The 21,068-nt window shown below is 44.7% G+C and carries 26 protein-coding genes; 9 read left to right on the top strand and 17 right to left on the bottom strand.

Features of this window, described 5'->3' with window-relative positions; genetic code table 11:
- Positions 1–412 precede the first annotated feature (412 nt).
- Together A9237_RS27235 and A9237_RS20510 are read left to right on the top strand one after the other, a co-directional pair.
- The gene (locus A9237_RS27235; protein ID WP_009704518.1) at positions 413–589 is read left to right on the top strand and encodes a DUF6435 family protein; all 177 of its coding nucleotides are present in this window, start codon (positions 413–415) and stop codon (positions 587–589) included.
- Between the two features lie 289 nt (positions 590–878).
- Positions 879–1,517, top strand: coding sequence for a hypothetical protein (locus tag A9237_RS20510; RefSeq protein ID WP_020196319.1), 639 nt, complete (start codon positions 879–881; stop codon positions 1,515–1,517).
- Between the two features lie 153 nt (positions 1,518–1,670).
- On the opposite strand, the gene A9237_RS20505 is transcribed toward A9237_RS20510, so the two are convergent.
- On the bottom strand, positions 1,671–2,084 hold the full coding sequence (locus A9237_RS20505; protein WP_078609430.1) for a PaaI family thioesterase: 414 nt from the start codon (positions 2,082–2,084) through the stop codon (positions 1,671–1,673).
- A gap of 296 nt (positions 2,085–2,380) precedes the next feature.
- On the opposite strand from A9237_RS20505, the gene A9237_RS20500 reads away from it, so the two are divergent.
- Together A9237_RS20500 and rcnR are read left to right on the top strand one after the other, a co-directional pair.
- A complete protein-coding gene (locus A9237_RS20500; RefSeq protein WP_078609428.1) occupies positions 2,381–4,141 on the top strand; it encodes an ABC transporter ATP-binding protein/permease in 1,761 nt (586 codons plus the stop codon).
- 157 nt (positions 4,142–4,298) lie between these two features.
- On the top strand, positions 4,299–4,571 hold the full coding sequence (rcnR, locus tag A9237_RS20495) for a Ni(II)/Co(II)-binding transcriptional repressor RcnR (protein WP_005440696.1): 273 nt from the start codon (positions 4,299–4,301) through the stop codon (positions 4,569–4,571).
- A 9-nt stretch (positions 4,572–4,580) separates the two neighbouring features.
- Here rcnR and A9237_RS20490 read toward each other — a convergent pair whose 3' ends face one another.
- The 6 genes from A9237_RS20490 to A9237_RS20465 all read right to left on the bottom strand — a co-directional run bounded on the left by A9237_RS20490 (position 4,581) and on the right by A9237_RS20465 (position 7,786).
- Complete coding sequence (locus A9237_RS20490; RefSeq protein WP_033006290.1) at positions 4,581–4,760, bottom strand: DUF1289 domain-containing protein; 180 nt, start codon at positions 4,758–4,760, stop codon at positions 4,581–4,583.
- Positions 4,761–5,198 (bottom strand): hypothetical protein, encoded by a 438-nt coding sequence (locus tag A9237_RS20485; RefSeq protein WP_078609426.1) that lies wholly within the window; start codon positions 5,196–5,198, stop codon positions 4,761–4,763.
- A gap of 258 nt (positions 5,199–5,456) precedes the next feature.
- Positions 5,457–5,927, bottom strand: a complete 471-nt coding sequence (locus A9237_RS20480; protein ID WP_078609424.1) for a P-loop nucleotide/nucleoside kinase family protein — start codon at positions 5,925–5,927, stop codon at positions 5,457–5,459.
- A gap of 211 nt (positions 5,928–6,138) precedes the next feature.
- Complete coding sequence (locus tag A9237_RS20475; RefSeq protein ID WP_009704523.1) at positions 6,139–6,597, bottom strand: hypothetical protein; 459 nt, start codon at positions 6,595–6,597, stop codon at positions 6,139–6,141.
- A gap of 112 nt (positions 6,598–6,709) precedes the next feature.
- Positions 6,710–6,901 (bottom strand): hypothetical protein, encoded by a 192-nt coding sequence (locus A9237_RS20470; RefSeq protein WP_009704524.1) that lies wholly within the window; start codon positions 6,899–6,901, stop codon positions 6,710–6,712.
- Positions 6,902–7,099: 198 nt separating this feature from the next.
- Positions 7,100–7,786, bottom strand: a complete 687-nt coding sequence (locus A9237_RS20465) for a glutathione S-transferase (RefSeq protein WP_153303270.1) — start codon at positions 7,784–7,786, stop codon at positions 7,100–7,102.
- 252 nt (positions 7,787–8,038) lie between these two features.
- Here A9237_RS20465 and A9237_RS20460 point away from each other — a divergent pair, with 252 nt between their 5' ends.
- The gene (locus A9237_RS20460) at positions 8,039–8,431 is read left to right on the top strand and encodes a hypothetical protein (RefSeq protein WP_078609420.1); all 393 of its coding nucleotides are present in this window, start codon (positions 8,039–8,041) and stop codon (positions 8,429–8,431) included.
- A gap of 17 nt (positions 8,432–8,448) precedes the next feature.
- Here the strand turns inward: A9237_RS20460 and A9237_RS20455 are convergent, their stop codons facing one another.
- Entirely contained in the window at positions 8,449–9,453 is a 1,005-nt protein-coding gene (locus A9237_RS20455) for a metal-dependent hydrolase (protein WP_078609418.1), read from the bottom strand.
- A 284-nt stretch (positions 9,454–9,737) separates the two neighbouring features.
- Here A9237_RS20455 and A9237_RS20450 point away from each other — a divergent pair, with 284 nt between their 5' ends.
- Together A9237_RS20450 and A9237_RS20445 are read left to right on the top strand one after the other, a co-directional pair.
- Positions 9,738–10,529, top strand: a complete 792-nt coding sequence (locus tag A9237_RS20450; RefSeq protein ID WP_078609416.1) for a CLCA_X family protein — start codon at positions 9,738–9,740, stop codon at positions 10,527–10,529.
- Between the two features lie 114 nt (positions 10,530–10,643).
- Positions 10,644–11,975, top strand: coding sequence for an MFS transporter (locus A9237_RS20445; protein ID WP_078609413.1), 1,332 nt, complete (start codon positions 10,644–10,646; stop codon positions 11,973–11,975).
- Positions 11,976–12,051: 76 nt separating this feature from the next.
- Here A9237_RS20445 and A9237_RS20440 read toward each other — a convergent pair whose 3' ends face one another.
- Positions 12,052–13,356 carry a ferredoxin reductase family protein gene (locus A9237_RS20440; RefSeq protein WP_237358458.1) on the bottom strand — a complete coding sequence of 435 codons (1,305 nt, stop codon included), beginning with the start codon at positions 13,354–13,356 and terminating at the stop codon, positions 12,052–12,054.
- Between the two features lie 262 nt (positions 13,357–13,618).
- Here A9237_RS20440 and A9237_RS20435 point away from each other — a divergent pair, with 262 nt between their 5' ends.
- Complete coding sequence (locus tag A9237_RS20435) at positions 13,619–13,951, top strand: PepSY domain-containing protein (protein ID WP_041053161.1); 333 nt, start codon at positions 13,619–13,621, stop codon at positions 13,949–13,951.
- 104 nt (positions 13,952–14,055) lie between these two features.
- Here the strand turns inward: A9237_RS20435 and A9237_RS20430 are convergent, their stop codons facing one another.
- From A9237_RS20430 to A9237_RS20415, 4 genes are all read right to left on the bottom strand, one after another.
- Positions 14,056–14,433, bottom strand: a complete 378-nt coding sequence (locus A9237_RS20430) for a VOC family protein (protein ID WP_041053163.1) — start codon at positions 14,431–14,433, stop codon at positions 14,056–14,058.
- A 185-nt stretch (positions 14,434–14,618) separates the two neighbouring features.
- Complete coding sequence (locus tag A9237_RS20425) at positions 14,619–15,368, bottom strand: acid phosphatase (RefSeq protein WP_078609410.1); 750 nt, start codon at positions 15,366–15,368, stop codon at positions 14,619–14,621.
- A gap of 132 nt (positions 15,369–15,500) precedes the next feature.
- Entirely contained in the window at positions 15,501–15,752 is a 252-nt protein-coding gene (locus A9237_RS20420) for a YceK/YidQ family lipoprotein (protein ID WP_005440710.1), read from the bottom strand.
- A 324-nt stretch (positions 15,753–16,076) separates the two neighbouring features.
- The gene (locus A9237_RS20415; protein ID WP_078609409.1) at positions 16,077–16,553 is read right to left on the bottom strand and encodes a YHS domain-containing (seleno)protein; all 477 of its coding nucleotides are present in this window, start codon (positions 16,551–16,553) and stop codon (positions 16,077–16,079) included.
- 110 nt (positions 16,554–16,663) lie between these two features.
- Here A9237_RS20415 and A9237_RS20410 point away from each other — a divergent pair, with 110 nt between their 5' ends.
- On the top strand, positions 16,664–17,503 hold the full coding sequence (locus A9237_RS20410) for an AraC family transcriptional regulator (RefSeq protein ID WP_078609407.1): 840 nt from the start codon (positions 16,664–16,666) through the stop codon (positions 17,501–17,503).
- On the opposite strand, the gene A9237_RS20405 is transcribed toward A9237_RS20410, so the two are convergent.
- From A9237_RS20405 to A9237_RS20390, 4 genes are all read right to left on the bottom strand, one after another.
- On the bottom strand, positions 17,490–17,840 hold the full coding sequence (locus A9237_RS20405) for a DUF3147 family protein (RefSeq protein ID WP_005440716.1): 351 nt from the start codon (positions 17,838–17,840) through the stop codon (positions 17,490–17,492). The two genes, A9237_RS20410 and A9237_RS20405, sit on opposite strands and share 14 nt — an antisense overlap.
- Before the next feature lie 65 nt (positions 17,841–17,905).
- Positions 17,906–18,370, bottom strand: coding sequence for a GNAT family N-acetyltransferase (locus tag A9237_RS20400; protein ID WP_063343987.1), 465 nt, complete (start codon positions 18,368–18,370; stop codon positions 17,906–17,908).
- A gap of 264 nt (positions 18,371–18,634) precedes the next feature.
- Positions 18,635–20,170, bottom strand: coding sequence for a BCCT family transporter (locus A9237_RS20395; RefSeq protein ID WP_078609405.1), 1,536 nt, complete (start codon positions 20,168–20,170; stop codon positions 18,635–18,637).
- Complete coding sequence (locus tag A9237_RS20390; protein ID WP_078609403.1) at positions 20,157–21,059, bottom strand: homocysteine S-methyltransferase family protein; 903 nt, start codon at positions 21,057–21,059, stop codon at positions 20,157–20,159. The genes A9237_RS20395 and A9237_RS20390 overlap by 14 nt, the downstream gene beginning before the upstream one ends.
- Positions 21,060–21,068: the final 9 nt, after the last annotated feature.

Genomic DNA, 21,068 nt, shown 5'->3' with positions numbered 1-21,068 from the left:
CATACCGACAACGCACCAATGTTACAAGGTGTAACAACAGAAACATTTTGAAATACTCTTACAACATCACATCCTTAATCTTTGAAGCCTTTATTTTCATGACCTGACCGTTATTTACTATTGACTCAAAAAAGATCGCTCCTCATTTCGCCAATAATGCCTTGTAGTTCATATGTAAAATGACGATATAAACAACAAACAATTAGCCACATGAATTCAGATAAGTTTTTGTATGGCAAGGTGAGTCAAAATTGTCCCAAGCGCCCTCTCATCAATGAGTCGAAAACCGTCATCTTTGGCGGCAGATTGAACAAAAGAAAGACGTAACAAAACAATAGTGCGGTGTTGATGGTTTGAACCAAAAGCAGACTAAACGCGTAATAAAGGAAGGTTCTAAGTAAAGGATTTATTTATGTTTTCTTTCTTCAAAAACAATTCCGTCAAGAAACTCAAAAAACGCCACTCAATGCTGCTTGAACAAGCGATGCAAGCGCAAAGACGCGGCGACATACGTACCTACTCTTTATTAACTGCGGAGGCAGAAGAACTGTTCGAGCAGATAAAAACGGCCCACAAACCCCAAAGTTGAGGTACTAACTGAGTTTGATGCTCGATTTAGGTCAAAGCGCTAAGCAATGAAACGATGAAGGTGAACGGTTCGGTTCACCTTTCTGTTATTGAATGGCGAAGCGACAATCTCTTTTTGCTAACGGCGACTTCATCAAGATAACCAGTGCTTACTTCCGAGCAATATCATGTTCTCGTGATGAAAGAAGAAGAAATTTCATTGGATTCGATATGTTCATATATGCTTATGCCTGTGAACTATAATCAATAAGATTCCACGCATTCTATAAATAACAACAAAGGACTGTGTTATGCCACAAACGTTAGATCAGGCTGTTCAGGTTTTAGACCGAGATTTAGAGGAGTTTTTACTTCGCTTCCCACTATCCATTACCAGCGCGGGCCAATCGAAAGGTGCTATGAGGTTTTACTTGTATAGCCATGGCGATACCGCTTTCGGGATAAATCAGGGGGTAAAGATGAAGGAGATGCGTTTCCGCCTTGGTCCAAAATCGTTAGTTAAAAACGCGAAAGCACTTCAATGTATTCATATCCCCGTTTCTCCTTTTGAACAACTTAAACCCGACTCCATTTCTAAAGTCACCCATTATGATGCTGCTGACTACTTGGTAACCACTCAATTGACCGGTTGTACCTTTGCAATCCGTAAAGGAAAAGGAGGCGGGCTTGAGTTTTTGCATGTTCAGCCAAAGGGGGACTTTAACGGCATGGAAGTACAACGTGCTGTCCAGAAGGAGTTCCAAGTCTCTTTTGGTAGAGGATCTGGCACGGACAATACAACTTATGGTGAAAATACTCGGGTTACGGTAATGGGCGCGCGAACCAATGGCCTATGGGTCGTCTATGCTCAATATCAAGACTCGAGTGGCAGTGTGACAAAAGTAGACTGTATTTATAAAGAACCAAGCTCCGTGGCGTATGTGGATTAACTGCATCGCTGTTTAGGTTCTTTACTCACTACGCCAATAGCAAAGAATGCGAGTTGACCAAATAGGTTGACTCACTTCCCTTTCTCTTCCGTAACAACCTTTCCTTTTAAACGCTTTTCGTCGCTCACTGCTGTACTCAAAAAGTAAGCAATATTAGACCTCAACAGCCTGCTGCATAAACTTGGCTTCAGCCTTTGAGTAGCACTGCTCACCAACATAGATTTCGCTTTCTAGCAAATACATGCCTCGCTTACTCTTGATGCAATGCGCTTCCACTCGGATTGAACGATTGAGAGGGATAGGTTTGATAAAGCGCACCTCCAGCTTAGCCGTCATTGCGCAGATATCTTGTGCGAAAAGGCAGTGTGTCATGGCAGTATCGTGCAGCGCACTGATGGCACCGCCTTGCATCACGCCTTCATAACCTTGAACCTTTTCTGTCGGCACGATTTGCCCTTGCACGCCACCACTCGGCATTGCCGTAAATTGAATCGTATCGTGCGCGTTGAAAAACGGCTGGCAGCAGACTGCGCAATGTTGGTGGTTTTTAGGAGCGTGAATAGACATAAATACCTCTGCGTTTGAGATTGTCTGTGGAACAAAACAGAATGAGTAAAGAGAACAAAAAAAGAAGCGTTAGACTTGGCGAGCGACTGACATGGTGAATTCCTTTATCTATTTGAGGCATTCACTTTATGCCCTGTAATTAGCATATGCCAATAACAAAAAGTGAGAAATTAGGTTCCATCGAGCTGAATGCCTTGCCAGAAGGATCACTCTGTTATCGAAACTGACTCACCACTGGTTTCACAAACCAAAGTCGCTTACTATGCCAAGTACCTATAACGCTTTGTGAGCCACTCATGAGCAGTAAAAATAATAAAAATCTCGGCATTCTTCTTAAACTCAACACCTTCGTTTCACCTTATAAATGGCGCGTTGCTGCTGCCTTAGTTGCCCTAATCGCCACAGCCAGCCTAACGCTATCTGTCGGCTACGGCGTGCGCATTCTTATAGACCAAGGCTTTGCTCAGCAATCGCTGCAAGAACTCACCAATGCGATTCAATTTATCGTCGGTGTGACGCTATGTATCGCGGTGGGGACGTTCTTCCGCTTCTATCTGGTTTCTTCCGTGGGCGAACGCGTCAGCGCGGACATTCGTCTTGCGGTGTTTAACCATGTGATTACGCTGCATCCTAGTTATTTTGAGACCAATAGTAGCGGCGATATTATGTCTCGCCTCACCACAGATACGACGTTGCTGCAAAGCATTATTGGTTCGTCGTTTTCTATGGCGATGCGCAGCGCGCTTATGTGTATTGGTGCGATCATCATGTTGTTCGCAACCAACTTTAAGCTCACTTTGATTGTGCTGGCTTCTGTGCCATTCGTGTTGGTTCCGATTTTGGTTTATGGAAGACGAGTACGTGCCCTATCACGCCAAAGCCAAGACACCATGGCCGATGTCGGCAGCTACGCAGGCGAAGCAATTGAGCACATCAAAACGGTTCAAAGCTTTAGCTCAGAGCAGCATGAACGCGCGGCGTTTGCTGTCGAAGTAGAAAAAGCTTACGAGGTGGGTAGACAGCGAGTAAAACAGCGCGCGATTCTGATTTCTGGTGTTATCGTCATTGTATTCAGCGCCATTGCTGGCATGCTTTGGGTTGGCGGCAGTGATGTTATTCACGGCAAGATGTCTGCTGGCGATCTCGCAGCATTTGTGTTCTACGCCATCATGGTTGCGTCTTCTATGGCAACGATTTCCGAAGTCATGGGGGAACTACAAAGAGCCGCCGGTGCAACAGAAAGGCTGATTGAGATCCTTCAAGTGGAAAGCGACATCAGCGCACCAAGCAATCACCTTCCGATCACCGACGAGATGCCTGCGGAAGTGATGTTTGATTCAGTGAACTTCAACTACCCTTCTCGCCCTGACCAACCCGCTATCAAAGGGCTAAACCTGACCGCCGAGAAAGGTAAGGTGTTGGCTTTAGTTGGCCCTTCTGGCGCTGGTAAAACGACTTTATTCGAATTGCTGCAACGCTTCTACGACCCACAACAAGGCCAAGTATTGTTTGGTGGAGAAGACATTCGACAGTTCGAGCCGAATGATCTTCGTCGTCAAATGGCATTGGTTCCGCAGCAACCCGCTCTGTTTAGCCACGATGTATTCCACAACATTCGCTACGGCAACCCAGACGCGACTGACGAGCAAGTGATTGAAGCAGCGAAGAAAGCACACGCGCATGAGTTTATTGAGAAACTACCAGACGGTTACCATAGCTTTTTGGGTGAGCGTGGCGTGAGATTGTCTGGTGGTCAAAAACAGCGCATCGCGATTGCTCGTGCAATTCTGAAAGATCCAAAAATCCTTTTGCTTGATGAGGCCACCAGCGCGCTGGACAGTGAAAGTGAACATCATGTTCAACAAGCACTTGAAGCATTGATGAAAGACCGCACGACTTTGATCATTGCTCACCGACTTTCAACCATCCAACACGCCGATAAAATTGCGGTGTTAGACGGCGGCGAGTTGATTGACCTTGGCAACCACCAGTCGTTAATGCAAAGCTGCGAACTCTATCAGCGCCTCGTCGCGTTGCAGTTTAAGCACCTAGAGTAACCTTCCATAAAGCCCGCTGAAATCAGCGGGCTTTGTTTTAAAACCATTCATCGCAAATATATTCCCCGTTAGTATAAACACTACCCCCTAGTATAAATTCGGTGCTACATTACCGACTAACTCCTCTCTCCTGCCAATTACATTGAGTACAGATGCTATGTCACATACAGCTAAAGATAAGAAAAAGCTAACGGCCCGAGTCAGCAAGATACAAGGTCAGGTTAATGGCCTTAAGAAGATGTTGGATGAAGAGCAAGAGTGCCAGGACGTCTTGCAGCAGATCGCCGCGATTCGAGGCGCGGTAAACGGTTTGATGAAAGAGGTCATCAAAGGCCATTTACATGAGCACCTTGTTCTAGAAGAAAGCAAAGAACAACGAGAAGCGGATATGGACGTGGTGATTAAAGTTATCGACTCATACATTAAATAAAGCCCAGTATTACTGAGCTTTCATTTGAGACATTCTCTTTTGCAGATCTTTTTTGAGCGCATTGATGGCGTAAGGCTTCATCGACTTCCAAGCCTTACATTCTTCTCGCGTTCTTCCACACCCAGCGCACCACCCTTTGCTATGGGAAAAATCACATACATCAATACAAGGGCTTTTCTGCTTTTTCATTTATAACCTATCCAGCACTTTGTCGATGCTTGCTTCTAGCGCACGCAGTCGGTTGAACTCTTCAAACAAACGTTGTTCTAGGTTTTTAAAGTGGAGCGGCAGGGTTCTTTGGCAAATGCCATAGCTGTTATCCAGTGTCTTATACCCTTTCCAACCAGCAATACGGCTCCCTTCTAGCTCTTTGAATTGACGTACAAATTCAGCTTGAGATGGACAGTCTTCTTCCGCATGCATACAAATCGGAAAGGCTTTTTGCTTCACTTGTGACCCTTCGATATACGTTTCGAAATGTACACCACCTTGGTTTTCGTTGAACCAGTTTTGCTTATACAGTTGCAGGTACTCTCCTCGGTTATAAATTTCCCAACCATCTTCAAACCAATTCGCGTTTTGCAGCATTTTTTCTAGGTTGCGAAAAACACCCTTTACGTCTTTCATACAGTGACACTTCCCAGTGAGTTATGTTTTTAAAAACTATACTCCCCTCCAGTATATAATACTACCCCCTAGTATATGTGGTTATTTGGGCGAGATACGAGATACGAGATACGAGATACGAGATACGAGATACGAGATACGAGATACGAGATACGAGATACGAGATACGAGATACGAGATACGAGATACGAGAAAGGCTGACCGAGTAAACGGTTATGTCAATGGAAAACATGGAGTGACGATTTGGGATGAGTTTGTTTATTTAACCCAAAGTACATTTTCATTTGATGTTGGAACCTCAAACCAGGACCAAAACAAATCCAACATTTCTGGCGACATGTGATATGAATTCCCACCTAGTTCCGCGTTACGTGCCAATGCTCTTTGCTTACAGATTTCGAAAGGTACATCGAGATAATGCACTTCACTGTCCACTTCAATGCTCGACGCCCAATCGACAAAGGCTTCTCTATCTGTTTTGCGCCAAAAACCGAAATCAAATATTACTGGGACATCAAGGGAGAACAGCTGTTGTGCGGAGTCTTTAAATAGCCCCTGGAGTGTCGCTAAACGACTATCGAAAACGTCACGTTCCATGTGCTCTCCATACAAAGGGATCATCCATTCATCGATGGAGAAACGAAACGCAGCATGCTTTTCTGCCAGCGCTTTTGAATACGTCGTCTTACCCGAACCGATAAAACCACAAACAAAATAGATTTTGGCCATATTCCTCTCGTGCTCGCTCCTATGGTTCGTTTTTCATGGTGACGGCTTTCCTTATCGAGCACAACGTTAGTGCATTGCATTAGTTCACAACTTGGGGGTTCTATTGCCGCCACTTAAAGCTTAAAACGCGTAACAACTATCTCGAATACAAACGAAAAAGGCGAACCAGTTGGCTCGCCTTTCATGCTATATCTTTTATCCCCAGTAAGACTTAGCCTTCTGGGTTTTCCTTCGCGTTGATTTCCGCGTACGTGTGTAGAAGCTCTGTTAGCGTCTTCACCCACGCGAATACGTCTGTCGGTGTGTTTTGTAGCAGCTTTTCTACTTGCTCACAGTGTGTTTCAAGCGTGATGGCTTCTTCTAGTCGGAATGAAATTGCGTAGAAGTGCCAAAGCACAAGTCGCGTCATACGCTCGCTGTTTTGCTTCGCGTTGTCCGAATCATCAAACGCTTGCTGAATTTCACTTAGTGCGATTGCGGTCATGCGTAACATCGCATCTAGGCGCGCTGACAACATGCGGTCTTCACTGTCTACTTCTTCTTGGTCAAAGGTAAACAGTTCGTTCATCACATCTTCTGGCACCATTTTACTGATCATGCGAGCGCTAAACTCTTCCAGTTCATGGCGTGGCATAGTCACAAGACAATCGAATGTGTAATCACGAAGCATAAAATCACTCTACATCAGTTATTAACTTTTAGTTTGCGCATTCTAAGGGCTGTGATTTCAATTACCACTTTTTATTTGTTTGGATGTGCAGATAAAGTCTCGTAGCAGCGAGTTACTCTGAAGATTTGCTTTTCTGGAAGTACTGAACCACTTTCCAGATCAGGAAGCCTGCAACACCGACAAGCAACACAGAACGAAGAAGAATGGGTGCATCGTGTTCAAGTTGGCTTGCGTGAGGGACAATACTTGCAAACAACCGACTGGTAAAAAGCAGCCCCATCACCAACATAACAATCTTGTTCATACGCGCTACCTTTTAAGTTCAAGCACTGCGTACTAAACGCAGTTATCGAGTTGTTTGCGAAATAAGAGCCTTGGCCCTGAGTGAACGTAAAAGGATGCGCGTCGTAGATGTGATCGTCAATGGATGAGGCAGTAAGCTAATATTGCAAAAGTGAAGATGCGCTCGGCGATTCCGCCCAAATAGCCTTGAGAGCAGCGCTTAATTGCCAAAGTATTCCTCCTCCCTAGCGTCTAACCACAAGTCATAGTTTTTCATCACTTTGGAGAACTGAGGACTTTGAATATAACCATTCAGCCACGCTTTTAAGTTTGGGTAAGGGCTTTGTCTAAACCACTGTTTATCGATGCGGGCGTACTTACGTATGAAAGGCAGAATTGCGATATCGACCAAGCTTTCTCGTTCCGAAAACAAAAACGAATGCTGCGTCAAAAGAGACTCAAGCTTGATGAGTCCCATTTCACACTCTTTACGCAGTTCATCTGCATTATCTTCATGGTAACGCTTCGCACAGCCAAAAGCGTTCATCGCGGGAACAAAGTGCGATTCAAACTCTCCAATCACTTCGAGCATTTTAGACAATGCTTCTGGATGACTGCTATTCAAAAGATCATGCGGGTCACACTCAGAAAGTGCCCAAACCATAATGTCTAAGCTTTCTTCAAGTATCTGTTTTTGAGGTGTAGTGTCCATTTGAGAACGATTGGGAATCACTAATACTGGCACACTGCCCTTCGGCGATACCTCTAGCATTGCTGATGGCTTGTTATCGAGCTTGATAGAACGAATAAGCACGCATTGCTGGGCTTTGAGCAACGCAAATCTTGCACGAATCGCGTAGGGGCAATTGTGCAAAGAATAAAGAATGGGTGCCGTACCTTTCGTCATATTTAGTTCCATCAAGCCGAGGCCTTTTCTTCTATCTATTACTGTCTCTTCTAACTATTTTACTTTCTAACTATTTCAATTTCAGAGTAGCAAGTTCTGCTTTTTCTATTCCATATAGAAACCATGAGTCTTCATTTGAAATAATATTACTTTCAAAAAGAGGAAATCAATTTGGAAAAAGTTCACCGCATTTTGTGGTGCGGGCTGTGGTTAAAATTACCGTGAAATCCAGTAATACAAAGCAACACCATTATGAACAACGAAGCGAAACAACTCTTTCATTACCTCTGTAAGCAATACGATGAGTTATCTAAGGACTTTGAATCTCGCCCTTTCCCTGAGTTTTCAGAAACCATTACTCACCCGTTGGGTTACTGCTTTGTCCGTTGTCCAGTGGGGAGTCAGCGCTTTTCCATTGTGTCGATCAACTTTGATCCTTCGGTACGTGGCCAAGGGGTTTTAACGGCGTTTATCAACTACGTGAGAAACAACCCGTATCACTATCAAGGTGTTGAAGTTGCCATCATTGAAAACAAGAACCTAGCCAAAAGACTGCTGTCTCTTGGCTGGGAATACAAATCCTTGTTTAGCAAACTTTTCTTCTCTAAAAAGCCAACATTGATTAAAGACTTTCAATGCGCTTAATTACACTTGAGTCACACTCAGTCATTGCCTTTCAGCATATCGATAAATGCTTGTCTTGATTCTTGCGAAGTGTCTCGATGTGTTGTGTATACCGCGTGGGTGTTTTCATCGGCGGATTTAGAAAGCTCAATGCCCCACAAGGCTTTTATCTGGTTTGGAACCATTGAGTAACGCACGTCTATAATGCGCTTTTCATCGTCCGGATCACGCGCAACAAAGCCATCAGAGAACCAACGAAATCGCTCAATATCTAAGGCCTGCTGCGATGTTGAGCTTAACCAAGGGAAGTCTTTACCGATGTCCAGTTTGGCAACCGATTCTCCAGTATAGATTTTGGTCGCAGCCCCTACTCTTATGGCGTCTACATAGTATCGACCTTCAGCTTCGTAGATGACTTTCCAAACCAAACTATTCGCGAACGTAGGTTTGGCCTCTAAGCGCACTGGAGCATGTTGCCTCGCTTGTGCAAGCTCCCATCCTGCTTCTTCTGCCCTGTCTCTTTGAATCATGCCGAACGTAAGATAAGCAAACGCCCAAACTATCGCGATTCGCGCATACCAAGGGTTACGTTTCAGCAAAACAAACACGACGCCAATTAGAACAGGAAGCGTGAAGGCAGGGTCAATAACAGACACTGTATTCCACGCATACCGCTCGTTGGTAAACGGCCACAAAAGCTGAGTTCCGTAACTAGTACACGCATCCAATAAACCGTGTGTGGCGTAGCCAAGTGCACAATACCACCAGCTTTGTGTGAACGATAAACCAAGCCTTTTAGCAAAAAGTGGATAGAGAACTAAAGCACAGAGTAAGCTGCCAATAGGAATAAACAGCAATGAATGGGTGAACTGTCGGTGATATTGCAAAAACAGCAGCGGATCATTGGAAGAGCGAATCAATATGTCCAAATCTGGAGCCATACCAGCAAGCATTCCAAGTACACCTGCCGCCACCAAGTGTTGTTTTTTGCTAACTGATAGAGACAATGACGCCCCAACCAACCCTTGCGTTAACGGGTCCACGGCGAAATCTCCCAATCATGCTTAAAAACCAGAAATGTTTGCCACATAAAATATCCGTATTTCGATGACTCGAATCCATTGGTTGGAATCACATCAAAGCTATTGAAAATCAAAGCGAATAAAACGAGTGTTAGTTTTAGTGTAGATGGATTGGACAAGTTCGCGAGCCTGCGTAAAACGAGATAGGACGAAATCTCCGACTCAGCCTTCTATTGCGGTATAATCTGACGTCTTATGTTTTGAGTATAAGTTTCCACTCCTTCAGCACCACTTCGAGGCATGTCTTGCAGTTAACCAGTTTTAAATACAAAACGCGAAAAGGCCCTGATTATCGCCATGGCGACCAAGTGTCGTTTGTCGACATCAAAGAGACATTTGGCATCGGCGGAATTCGGATTGGTAAGTGGGTGAACAAAGAAGAAAAAGACCTCGCGGCAAACTTAATATTCGATTCTCTCGCAGACTTAGCGTACATCCTTGCGCTACCGCCTTCGGCGATTGGGCTTCGTGGTAATTTGAGCCTTGCTTTTGGTACTGGTGGCCGCAAAGGGGTTCAAGCGCATTACGCACCGAATCAACGTGAATTAGCCTTAGCAAAGAATGCCGGTGCAGGAGCGCTTGCTCATGAGTTTTGGCATGCGTTCGATCATTACATTGCCGAGAAAGCTTTCGACATTGGCGATCGTTCAGGGCCGCAGCGCCAAATCTTATTTGCGAGTGATTGCTGGCTGAAAAATGCCGATCATTTCCCGCATCCACTCAACGAGCGATTACTGAAGATTTTTGACGCCACATTGCTCACGCCAGACGGCCAAGATAGACACGACTATGTGTCTCGAAGTGTAAAAGCAGACCAAGCGATGGGGTCGAGCTACTTTTCACAACCCACCGAGATGATGGCGCGAGCATTTGAAGCCGTTGTGGAGTCTTGTTCTGGCATTGAAAACGCATACCTAGTTTCTGGCACAACAAAGACGGATACCCTGCCTCTTTACCCAGATATCGCACACAGAAACGCGATATATGAAGCGCTTCAAGCGTACTTTCGCCCACTGGGTGACGCGTTGAGTCGTTAACTAAGGAATAGCGACTATTCCGAAAAATCTCGCGATTTCAAAGCACAAACCTTTCCCATCAATCTAAAAAAGGTTTATACATAACGTTATGTTATTCATATTGCTGAATGTTTCATGACGCTGAAAGAAATCCTCAAAATCCGTAACGTTCGCTGCTTCCTCATGTTCCGAAGCAGTTACTTTGCGCGCTTCTATTACCCCGTATTCACGCTGCTCTATTTGGATTACGGATTAACGCTGTCTCAATTTGCCATGCTCAATGTTGTTTGGGCAGCGACCATTGTACTTGCGGAAGTCCCTTCCGGCGCTTTTGCCGATACCTTAGGGCGAAAACGACTGGTAGTGCTGTCGTCCATCGTCATGTTCATCGAAATCGCAATGATCGCCTTTGTCCCTACTGGGAATCCCACTTTTGTTTTCGTTGTGTTTTTGATTAACCGAGTGCTGAGTGGCTTAGCGATGGCGTTAGCAAGTGGCGCGGATGAAGCGCTGGCTTACGACACATTGAAAGAGCAAGGCAAGGAAGAGCTGTGGCCGAGAGTGTTACAGATTCAACTTCGTATAGCCTCTAGCGTGGGCATTGTGGTCACACTTGTGGGTGCCGCCATGTACGACGTTAACTTTATGGCCAACGTTTATCAGTTCCTTGGATTCGACAAACCAGAAACCACGCAAGACATCATGCGCATCCCTGTTTACGCGACTTTGTTTGTTGCGTTGATCGCTATCTACGCAGCATTCAGCATGAGAGAAGAGAAAAAGGTAATACCAAGCAGCGAAAGCAAGTTGGCTTCAACCATGGCCAGCATGAAGCTCACACTCAACACCGCCAAATGGGTATTGTCTACGCCTTATGTGCTGTTCATTCTGCTCTACTACAGTTTGTTCGAGCACACTTCACGAATGTTTTTGACCATGAACAGTCAGTACTACCGTGCGATTGATATTCCAATCATCTACTTTGGTTTGATCGGCGCTGGCATTAGCCTCTTGCAGATTATCTTAGCTGGCCAAAGCCGTCGTTTAGCAGAGAGTATGGCACCAAAGACGTTCATTTTAGTCATGGGCATCGCAACGATGGCGACCTACTATTGGATAAGCTTAGGCTGGTCAATATACGGGGTGATTCCTGCGCTGATTCTGATCTTTATTATCATGACGATGAACATTTTCATCAGCTATCACTTGAACAAGAAAACAGAATCTCACAACCGAGCGACAGTATTAAGCTTCAAAGGTTTGATGTTCAACTTGGGCTACGGCTTAATCGGTATGCTCTATGCCTATTACTACAAACTGCTCTCGCAAAACTACACCGAAGCACAGATAGAACAACACATCGACTTTATCGCATCGCTGTCTTCGTTCTTCTACTATTTCACGTTCTTGTTTATCGCTATCAGCGTCTATTTCTATATCAAAGATAAAGAGCAGGCGATCTTTTAAGCCCTTCTGTCAGAAACAAAATAAGGCGAGCCATTTGGTTCGCCTTATTGATTATTGACCCGGATTTCAGTTAGTTCTATCTAAACTCAAACAACTCTCGATGGAATGACTTGGCTGGTAGACCGATATTGATAAATGCTTTCTCAAGCGTCTTACCCAGTTCGGAAGGACCACAGAACCATACACTGCTGCGTTCCACATTTGTTATGCGATCTATGACCTCGGCGCTGGTGAAACGCCCTTCGTCGCTCGTATTTTTCATGTATAGCTTTACGCCCGCTTCCTTAGCTCGGTGTTGTAATTCATCCAGAAGCACCCTGTCCTCTTCTCGATAGCTGTAGAAAAGTGTTACGGACTTTGCTGTCCCAATCGCTTCAATTGCGGTTAAAAATGGCGCGATGCCGATACCTGCTGCAAACCAAATTTGTTGCTCTGTATCATCTTGGAAATTGAAACAACCGTATGGGCCTTCTATCTGAGCCGATTGCCCGACTTTAAGCGTTTCCATTAACGAACGCGTGTAATCACCATTAGCTTTGATTAGTAATCGCACCTGGCCGTTGTCACTATAAGCTGACGCCAAACTAAATGGATGTGGCCGTTCTTTATCGTCAAATCCGATGAATGCAAACTGACCCGGCTGATACGTAAATTGAGGTACTTCAACTTTTATGACTACTTCAATTCCGCCGTTGATTGATTTGATACTACTAACCTTGGCGGGATAACGTTTCTTCCTACCATTCAAACCTAAGATGGTAATCAAGCATCCTACCGTTGCTAACCCGCTGACCAACAGAAGAATAGCTCCGGTAACGGTTAACCATAAGCTTGCATCAAAGAACATCACCATGTGCAGCACTAAAAGCAGGTAAAGATATGGAAAGACTTTATGAGTGAGCTGAAAGACGTTGTGTTTGAACTTCTTAATCCATGCAATCAAAACAAAAGCCGCCGACAGATAGAAACCATACTCGCCAATCAACTGCGCCTGATCACCCAATGCATCAATCAACTTCCAAAACGGAAAGGTTTCATTCTTTGGCTCGACGTAACCAAAATCCATCGCGAAATCATCACTTAAAAATGCGCCCCAATGGAACAAAGCAGAAAACACCACCGAGATCCCAAGGTATTTGTGCAGACGATATTGCTTATCTAGTCCGCCTAACCAGCGTTCCAACGGCCAATGCTTCACAGATAGAATCACGCACAACGACATCAAGATCATTGATACGATACCACTGTAGTTAACTAAATAAGTGCGCACCTGCCAAAACATTGGCCACTCTGGTGTTGGTGTGCCTATTTGCAGCACCGAGTAAGGGATAAGTAAAGCAACGAATACAATGCCAAAGTTGAGCATCAAATTTCTGTTCATACGGCGACTTCAATCCATCATGATTTTAACTGTCGCCAAACTACCAATAGAAATGTGAAAAACTTGTAGAGCCCAAACGCCCCACGTTTTCCAGAATTGACCGCCCCTTTTTACACCAAGCCCCCGACGTAACAAAAGCGTGTGTTTTAGGATGAATACCGCTCAAAAAGCATATTCACATTTCTTTTACGTCACCGCCTACACTATGGAGACGCCAACGAAAGAATTCTCTCTGGTGAAATGAGAGCTTAAGGAGAAACCAATGAAAAAGTTAATCTTATGTTCGGCCTTGACCGCATTTGGTGTTTTGAGCCTTCCAAGTTACGCTGCGTCCGACGCGAAAATCATTAGCCAAGAAGAAGCCATTAAATCCGCGCTTGGCGCTTTAGATGTTGAAGTGCTTGGCATTCGCCATGATGAACCAGATACGCAATGGGATGTCTTCGTTAAGAAAGGCGATAAAGCTTATGAAGTTGAGGTTGATGCCCTAACAGGAAAAATTGTCGCGGCTGAAGAAGAAAGCCTTACAGAGATCCAAGCAGAGTTATCTGGCGACCTATCCCATGAAGGCGTTATCGGTGATGTAGATAAGTAGTTGTCGAGCAGACATGTGAATTGGTAAGAGCCAATCAACAACATTAGCCCTATTTAAGGTGAGCATGCTCTGCTCGCTCACCTCTGCTACTTTGCTTAGAGAGCTTAATTGTTAGCAACTCGCCAAGGCGGATTCTTTCGGTTCTCTCCAGCCCAATACAGCTTAAGCTCATTACCTGATGGGTCGTTTAGCATTGCTTCCCTCCACAGATAGTCTTTGTCTGTAGGTTCTTGAACAAACTCGATGCCTTTCGTCTTTAAACTATCGACTAACGCATCAAGATCTTTGTGTTCAAAATAGATGACGCTGTTGCTTTTTGATTCTGGATCACCGAGATAAAGTGAAAAAGTGGCATCTCCGTCAAGGCACTCAAAGCGCGCATAGTTTTCTGTTTCAACAATCAAGTTGAACCCTAGCTTTTGATAAAACTCGATAGATAACTTGATGTCTTTCACGGTTAACAGCACTTGATTTAGATTCATAGAAGTTCCTTTTCCGATTGGTTTCTTACCGATTTTGGTGGGTTGTTGTTTGAGGTTACGAGGATAAAACCTCAAGCTAGCTTAAGGTCAAGGAGTGATTTCAGCCGTGATTAGAAGTCTATATAGCAAGAGCTAAAAATGAAAAAGGCGGCACTGTGGCCGCCTGTATCTGTATCGATTTATCGTTATTGGGTTAGTGCAACGTACTCTTGCTGCGCAGCTTGTAAGTCCTCAGCAAATTGTTTATCTGCCTTGAGCTTATCAAACACGATGTGCGCCACTTTTTTCCCTGCTTCCACATCGCTCATCCAGTGTGCGTTACAAACCACTCGGCTGTAGCCGTAATCTGCCCCTCTCTCTGTCAGTGCTTTTGCATTGTTCGGCGCAATTGCTGCCGCAACGAGTGAAACACCGTAGCCTGATGCTGTATGACCAGAAGGGTAAGATCCGTCTTTAGATAGGTAGTCTTCGGCATAAGGTGTACAAGAAGGTAAGCCGTTTACCGCAAATGGACGCGCTTTGTTGTAGTGCTTTTTAGAGTCTGATGTCGCAAGACCAAAAGAAGCAATGCTGCGCCCTAAAACGGTATACATCGCTGGGGTGTCTTCCTTAGTAATCTTCACGCCCAATACATCACCATAAATCTTGGCAAAGTATTCTGGAGTAATACGCGCGTCTTGTGTCGCTTGAGCCATTCTCGCTGGGTCATCAACTGAAAAGTCGATAGCACCCACGCGCTTATCTTCGATATCTTGTTTGCTGCCTTCTGTTGGTGGCGGTGCAATCAAATCTACCGTGTGTACCGTTTCAATGTATGGTTGATAAAACTGATAGTTTCCGTAGTCGATACGTTCAAGCGAATTGATGTCTGTTGGCGCAGAGAACACGTGAAATGCAGGCAAAGTTAGCGCTACGCAAATTAGAGCTTTCTTCATTTGCTTTCCCTCCAGAATTAAAGGATTGTAGGAATATTCTTAACAACTGAATCCAATATTATCCGCAGCCCTTTAGTGCTGGAAGTTATAACGATCATTCCTAAAAGTTAATAATGGAATGAAGCAAAGCAACTAAATCATACTGCCACTTGGGCAACCTTGTGACAAAACACTGCCGTAGCTCGTCGTCGGAGTAAATAACATGATTAAATCAGCAGGCAGGAATACAACATCAGTAACCAATGACAAAGGCATATCGACGAAAGAAATAGGATATAAAGCGTAAGACACGGCTGAGCCATCCAAGAAGCATGGCTGGCGCGCGACGGACAACGCCGTACCGGAAAATGGTTTACCGTACCCCCCTCTCGCATGTGCATCCATAGATGAACATCCCACTGTCAAAGAAGCCATTGCGATAACGCTGAGCACTTGAAGTTTTTTAAGAAGATTGTTTTTCATGTCTGATAGGTTCCAACTGATTGTTATTGATATAAATTATTATTCGACAACAATAATCCCACCTGCATTTATAAAACAACCTATCTAACTAATTTGATTGGGAATAAATCAATTTTCGTGACAAATGTATCGCTTCTACCTTGGGTAAATAACAACTTATAAACGTCCGTTCCCTCACCCCAATACACAAAGGCGAACCAATTGGCTCGCCTTGAATGTGTGAGGAAAGGATAAAAACGACGTCCGCTACAGCTTATCTGCATCAACAACTTTAATCGTTGTCCAGTTGGTGTTGGCATCTTGAATAAAGCCTTGCGTATCTTCTAGCCAGCGCTTCTGTACCGATTTATCCAAGTTTAAGTACAGTTTGCCACCTTCAATCTTCCATGCCTCTGGGTCCGTTTCAAACTTCTTACCCATCGCAACACCAAATGCACAGTAACCACCGTATTGCGGCGCATACGCTTGAGGGTCAGCTTTGAACTGGTCTCGGTTTGCTGCATTCACAAAGTGATAAATCGCATTGTTGTACGTAGCTGAATATTCGGCCTTCCCTTGAGTTGGGCCATTATCCGTGAAATAAGCCACCGGGTCGTAACCCTTGATAGCGAGATCATTTGCATCAACGCTCATGCCTACATCCGCAGCCATCAGTGAAAAACTGGTTCCGAGTAAAGTGGTCATTAAAGTGAGTTTTCGACCAGTTGATTTAATGCGTGACATAGTAAGCTCCTTGTCTGTGTTTGTTTGCCTTGTGTGAATAAATTAGCCAACTCTTCCGGTCTATAAAGGGACAAAAGACCAAAAAAGTACGCGAATCGTTCGGAGGTAACATGGATTTGTTGTCACAGCTGATGAAGCACTTCTCAATACGCACAGGCGTTTTCTATTCTGGACACTTGTGTGGCATCTCCTCGTTCCAAGCAGAGCACAGTAACCGAGGCCATTTGCATGTTTTGAATGCTGGCGAATTGATACTGACAAGCGCAAATGAGAAGGCTCAAAAGCTAACAGAGCCTTGCATCATTTATCTTCCAAACAATACGCCGCATAGAATTGAAGGAAACGAAGAAACAGAATTGGTTTGCGCCAATGTGGATTACCGAGGTGGGCAGATCAACCCTCTATTGTCTGTCTTGCCGGATGTCGTCGTTATCCCTTTTAACGCGGTGCCGAACCTAACTCCGGTCTTGGATATGCTGTCCTCGGAAGCAAGAGGAAATAGCATCGGACAAGAGTTTTTATTGAATAAGCTGAGCGATACCTTAATGGCGTTGATCTTTCGTTATCTTATTGAGGAAAAGCAAATTGAACACGGCTTGTTTGCTGCGCTCGCCCACCCTCGTTTAGCTCCCGTTATGACCGCCATTCATCAGCTCCCTGCCCGTCATTTTCATCTTAATGAATTGGCGTCATTGGCGGCCATGTCTCGTACTCAGTTTATTGAGACGTTCAAACAAGTCGTTGAGGATACTCCTGGAGATTATGTGCAAAAATGGCGCGTATCCGTCGCCCAGTCTTTATTACTGCAAAATAAACCGCTCAACTGGGTGTCTGACGAGGTGGGATACAACAGTTACTCGGGCTTTTCTCGTGCTTTCCAAAATGTATCTGGTATGTCACCTCGCCAATGGATACAGAGCCAGAAGGAAGACGAGCTTAAAGCAAGTTGATACCAAATTGTTTTGCGATCAAATTCGTTATCGCAAAACAAATTACGGATACAACACAACTAATCAGCAAGGTAATCCAAAAGGAATACTTGCTCAGTAGATAAGGGAAAAGAAGAAACATTGGCAGTGTTGGTACAACAAACCAAAAGGTATAAAACGCGTGGTTAGACAACTTCTCAGTGCCTTGCCCTTCGATATACATCCATACCAACGCCAATATGGTAACGGTTGGCAATGCAGCCACGAGCGCACCTAATCTATCACTTCGCTTCGCAACTTCAGAAATGAGAACCACAATCGCGGCGGTAGTTAAGTACTTTGTCACAATCCATAGCATTTTTGCTTCCTTGCTTACTTCGGACACTAACTAATCGATAATCTAGAAACCGACTCCTGTTGATTCTAGATGTTTTCTAAAGACTTACGGTACACCTTGGTCACATAACCAGACGGATCGTAAGCGTCTTCTATTCTATCCCAACCAAATTTTTCATAAAGGCCATCGTGGTCAGTCGTCAGATAAAGGCTTTGGAAGCCCATACTTTTAGCAGCGTTCAATGCATGATTAAACAGTAATTCGCTCAATCGCTTGCCACGATGTTGAGGTTCGATAAACAAAGAGCTCAACCAAGGATATAAATCATGTCGGCTGACGAAATCATTAATGATTAGACCAAAACAGCCAACAATCTCACCTTCAGTGACCAACACATAAAACTGAGGGATGGCGTCTTCTTTCTTACTTGAATGCAGAATTGCATTTTCAAAGTACGCGTAATTGTCTTCCGAACCCCACTTTGTATGGATGTACTTAATGCACACTTCCACACCCTGTGGATATTCATTCACGTTTAAAACTTGGTACATGTTTATTCCTGTCAGATTAGGTGTGCGAGTGTTTTTTTATGCCGCTCATTTTGAATTGGTAAACATCATGCCGACTTTCTATTTACACTTCAAAGCAATAAGCGCGGCTTAGGTTGGAAATGAGACTGTGTGTTTGTGTTTTTCTTACTGATGAAGAACAGCGCATCAAGTTAGCGCTCAGAGAAGAGATAAAGCCAAAGTTGGTGGATGAAGCGATAAAAACCCTCTTCAAGTTTAAACATGAAGAGGGTTTGTTATTAGTGGTTAAGCAATCAGTTCTTGTGCTTCCACAGATGCTTCCGATTCTGGTTTCGAAGCTGTCTTGCCTTTCAGCTCCATCATGAGTTGTTTAACCAAGATTCCGTAGATAAACATCATCGGTAGCCCCGCCACCACGCACAAGGATTTAATGGTATTGATGCCACCACCCGTGAGGAATACGCTAAAGCTGATAAGTGCAATCGCCCCTGCCCACATAAGTTTGACCTTGTTGTCTGGGTCTCCGTTTAGGGATAACTGATTCGTGGTCAGCATTGAGGTGGCCACGCTAGCGCTCGACATCGTAGTCAACATCAAGAAGAATTGAATCACCAAAAAGACCGCAAGAACCACATTGTTTGCTGGCAAAGTTTTGATCAACGAGACGACGGCAAACGTCAATCCACCATTGCTCATCCACTCTTGAACTGGGTAACCACCTAATAACTGCGCCCAAACCGCATAGCCACCAAAGATTGAGATAAAGAACGCGCATCCCAGAGCACCCATCGAGATGGTATACAAGATGACTTCACGGATAGTGCGACCTCTCGATATACGTGTAATGAACAGCCCCATCATGATTAAGTACGCGTAGTACCAAAACCAATAGTATTGAGTCCATGCTTGAGGGAAACCACTCTTTTGCACCGGGTCTGTCCAAAGAGACATGCGGAAGAAGCTATCTAACATGACTCCGAGTGAATCCGTTACGTTGTTCAGCACAAATTGCGCATTTGATGAAAATAGCACAAACAAGGCAAAGAGAATCGCAGCGATGACCGTGTAATCGGATACCTTACTAATGCCTTTGTTGAAGCCCACCAGCGTCACTGCGAATAAAACTAATACGAACAAGAAGATGATGCCGCCTTGAAGCAACAAGTTGTTCTCTATCCCAAATAACTCTGCCGCTCCTGTACTCAGCAACGTGACGGTTAACGCCAATGAACTCGCAAAAGCCGCGAGTGTTCCAAAGATGGCCAAGAGGTCGACGCATTTGCCCACGATTGGATTCTTACCTAGCACGGGTTCACACAGTGTCGAGAGCTTCAATGTACGGCGTTTTTGTACATAGAAAGCGTAAGCAAAAGGAATCGCAGGGAAACAGTAGATCGCCCACCCTGTTATCCCCCAGTGGAACATTGAATAAGTGACTGACCACGCAGCTGCAGTGTAACTGTTCGCTTCAGCAAATAGTGGTGGAGATTGCAGGTAGTACATTGGCTCTCCAATCCCCCAATAAATGAGCGATGCACCAACACCAGCCGTAAAGATCATGCCGCCAAAAGAGAAGTTCGAATACTCTGGCTTTCCTTCACCTAATCGAATGTCGCCGTACTTGGAAAATGCCAACCAAAGTAGAAAGCCAACAAGAGCAAGACTGCAGATTTGCACCAACCAGCCAAACCAATCGGTCACAAACGTCATTGCGTTGTTTGCCATAGCTTGAGACTGCTCTGGGAACATCGAAGATACGAGTAAAATGAGCAGGACCGTACCAATCGCAGGAATGGTGAGTCCGAGATTAAGATTCTTCAAGGCTGTCTCTCCACGCCGTTAGTTCAGCAATATGGCTAGGCTCAATGCCACAACAGCCACCAATGATACTCGCCCCTAAGCGATGCCACGCTTTCGCGTATTCTAGATATTCTGTTGGAGAGAAGTTTCTGAGCCCTTGGTATGACTCATTCGCTTGGTGATTCGCTTTAATGGGCGCAAAGCTGTTTGCGTAGACACCAATAGTTAATGTCGTCCCAGTCCGCTCCAATACCTGATTCACATCTTTGATCGCTTGTTCAATCACTTCAGGAATTGAGCAATTGAAGAAAATACCGGTCGCATTAGTATCAAGAAGCGCCTCAACGGCGTCAGTGACAAGCTCACCAGAGCGCAGACGCGAGACTTCGCTGACTTCATCTTCTAACGTGAAAGAGATATAAACTGGCTTGTCGGTTTTAGACAGAACTTTGCTGATCACTCGCGCTTCACCAAGGCTTGCGACAGTTTCCGCCAACCAAATATCTACATGTGGCTCTTGCGCTTCAAATAGAGTCTCACTGATGTCGTAAGCACGCTTTTCTTCAAATAAATCAGGTCGATAAGAGCCAAAGGCAGGAGGTATCGCGCCAGCAACAAACACTTCTTTTTGTGACGCGGTCACGACGTCACGAGCAATTTTCGCGGCTTTCTCTGCCAGCTCGCATCCCTGTTTTGCATACAAATCTTCACCTAGATGAAACGGAACACAGGCATAACTGTTGACGGTAATGATTTGTGCACCTGCATCAACAAAACCTTGGTGCGCTTGCATAACATGCTGTGGGGATTCGATAAGTGCCTGGGCACTCCAGAGAGGTTGAGAAAAAGGAGCACCGATGCGTTTTAGCTCGCGCCCCATACCACCATCCAATATTGTAAGATTTACCATTTAGACATC

The organism is Vibrio owensii (assembly GCF_002021755.1).
Lineage (GTDB): Bacteria > Pseudomonadota > Gammaproteobacteria > Enterobacterales > Vibrionaceae > Vibrio > Vibrio owensii.
This window is presented reverse-complemented; position numbering and strand designations above follow the sequence as displayed.

What these genes read in the sequence shown, in the direction of transcription:
- A9237_RS27235 (WP_009704518.1), top strand. Translation starts at nt 413, where the DNA reads ATGTTTTCTTTCTTCAAAAACAATTCCGTCAAGAAACTCAAAAAACGC.
- A9237_RS20510 (WP_020196319.1), top strand. Translation starts at nt 879, where the DNA reads ATGCCACAAACGTTAGATCAGGCTGTTCAGGTTTTAGACCGAGATTTA.
- A9237_RS20505 (WP_078609430.1), bottom strand. Translation starts at nt 2,084, where the DNA reads ATGTCTATTCACGCTCCTAAAAACCACCAACATTGCGCAGTCTGCTGC.
- A9237_RS20500 (WP_078609428.1), top strand. Translation starts at nt 2,381, where the DNA reads ATGAGCAGTAAAAATAATAAAAATCTCGGCATTCTTCTTAAACTCAAC.
- rcnR (WP_005440696.1), top strand. Translation starts at nt 4,299, where the DNA reads ATGTCACATACAGCTAAAGATAAGAAAAAGCTAACGGCCCGAGTCAGC.
- A9237_RS20490 (WP_033006290.1), bottom strand. Translation starts at nt 4,760, where the DNA reads ATGAAAAAGCAGAAAAGCCCTTGTATTGATGTATGTGATTTTTCCCAT.
- A9237_RS20485 (WP_078609426.1), bottom strand. Translation starts at nt 5,198, where the DNA reads ATGAAAGACGTAAAGGGTGTTTTTCGCAACCTAGAAAAAATGCTGCAA.
- A9237_RS20480 (WP_078609424.1), bottom strand. Translation starts at nt 5,927, where the DNA reads ATGGCCAAAATCTATTTTGTTTGTGGTTTTATCGGTTCGGGTAAGACG.
- A9237_RS20475 (WP_009704523.1), bottom strand. Translation starts at nt 6,597, where the DNA reads ATGCTTCGTGATTACACATTCGATTGTCTTGTGACTATGCCACGCCAT.
- A9237_RS20470 (WP_009704524.1), bottom strand. Translation starts at nt 6,901, where the DNA reads ATGAACAAGATTGTTATGTTGGTGATGGGGCTGCTTTTTACCAGTCGG.
- A9237_RS20465 (WP_153303270.1), bottom strand. Translation starts at nt 7,786, where the DNA reads ATGACGAAAGGTACGGCACCCATTCTTTATTCTTTGCACAATTGCCCC.
- A9237_RS20460 (WP_078609420.1), top strand. Translation starts at nt 8,039, where the DNA reads ATGAACAACGAAGCGAAACAACTCTTTCATTACCTCTGTAAGCAATAC.
- A9237_RS20445 (WP_078609413.1), top strand. Translation starts at nt 10,644, where the DNA reads ATGACGCTGAAAGAAATCCTCAAAATCCGTAACGTTCGCTGCTTCCTC.
- A9237_RS20440 (WP_237358458.1), bottom strand. Translation starts at nt 13,356, where the DNA reads ATGAACAGAAATTTGATGCTCAACTTTGGCATTGTATTCGTTGCTTTA.
- A9237_RS20435 (WP_041053161.1), top strand. Translation starts at nt 13,619, where the DNA reads ATGAAAAAGTTAATCTTATGTTCGGCCTTGACCGCATTTGGTGTTTTG.
- A9237_RS20430 (WP_041053163.1), bottom strand. Translation starts at nt 14,433, where the DNA reads ATGAATCTAAATCAAGTGCTGTTAACCGTGAAAGACATCAAGTTATCT.
- A9237_RS20425 (WP_078609410.1), bottom strand. Translation starts at nt 15,368, where the DNA reads ATGAAGAAAGCTCTAATTTGCGTAGCGCTAACTTTGCCTGCATTTCAC.
- A9237_RS20420 (WP_005440710.1), bottom strand. Translation starts at nt 15,752, where the DNA reads ATGGATGCACATGCGAGAGGGGGGTACGGTAAACCATTTTCCGGTACG.
- A9237_RS20415 (WP_078609409.1), bottom strand. Translation starts at nt 16,553, where the DNA reads ATGTCACGCATTAAATCAACTGGTCGAAAACTCACTTTAATGACCACT.
- A9237_RS20410 (WP_078609407.1), top strand. Translation starts at nt 16,664, where the DNA reads ATGGATTTGTTGTCACAGCTGATGAAGCACTTCTCAATACGCACAGGC.
- A9237_RS20405 (WP_005440716.1), bottom strand. Translation starts at nt 17,840, where the DNA reads ATGCTATGGATTGTGACAAAGTACTTAACTACCGCCGCGATTGTGGTT.
- A9237_RS20400 (WP_063343987.1), bottom strand. Translation starts at nt 18,370, where the DNA reads ATGTACCAAGTTTTAAACGTGAATGAATATCCACAGGGTGTGGAAGTG.
- A9237_RS20390 (WP_078609403.1), bottom strand. Translation starts at nt 21,059, where the DNA reads ATGGTAAATCTTACAATATTGGATGGTGGTATGGGGCGCGAGCTAAAA.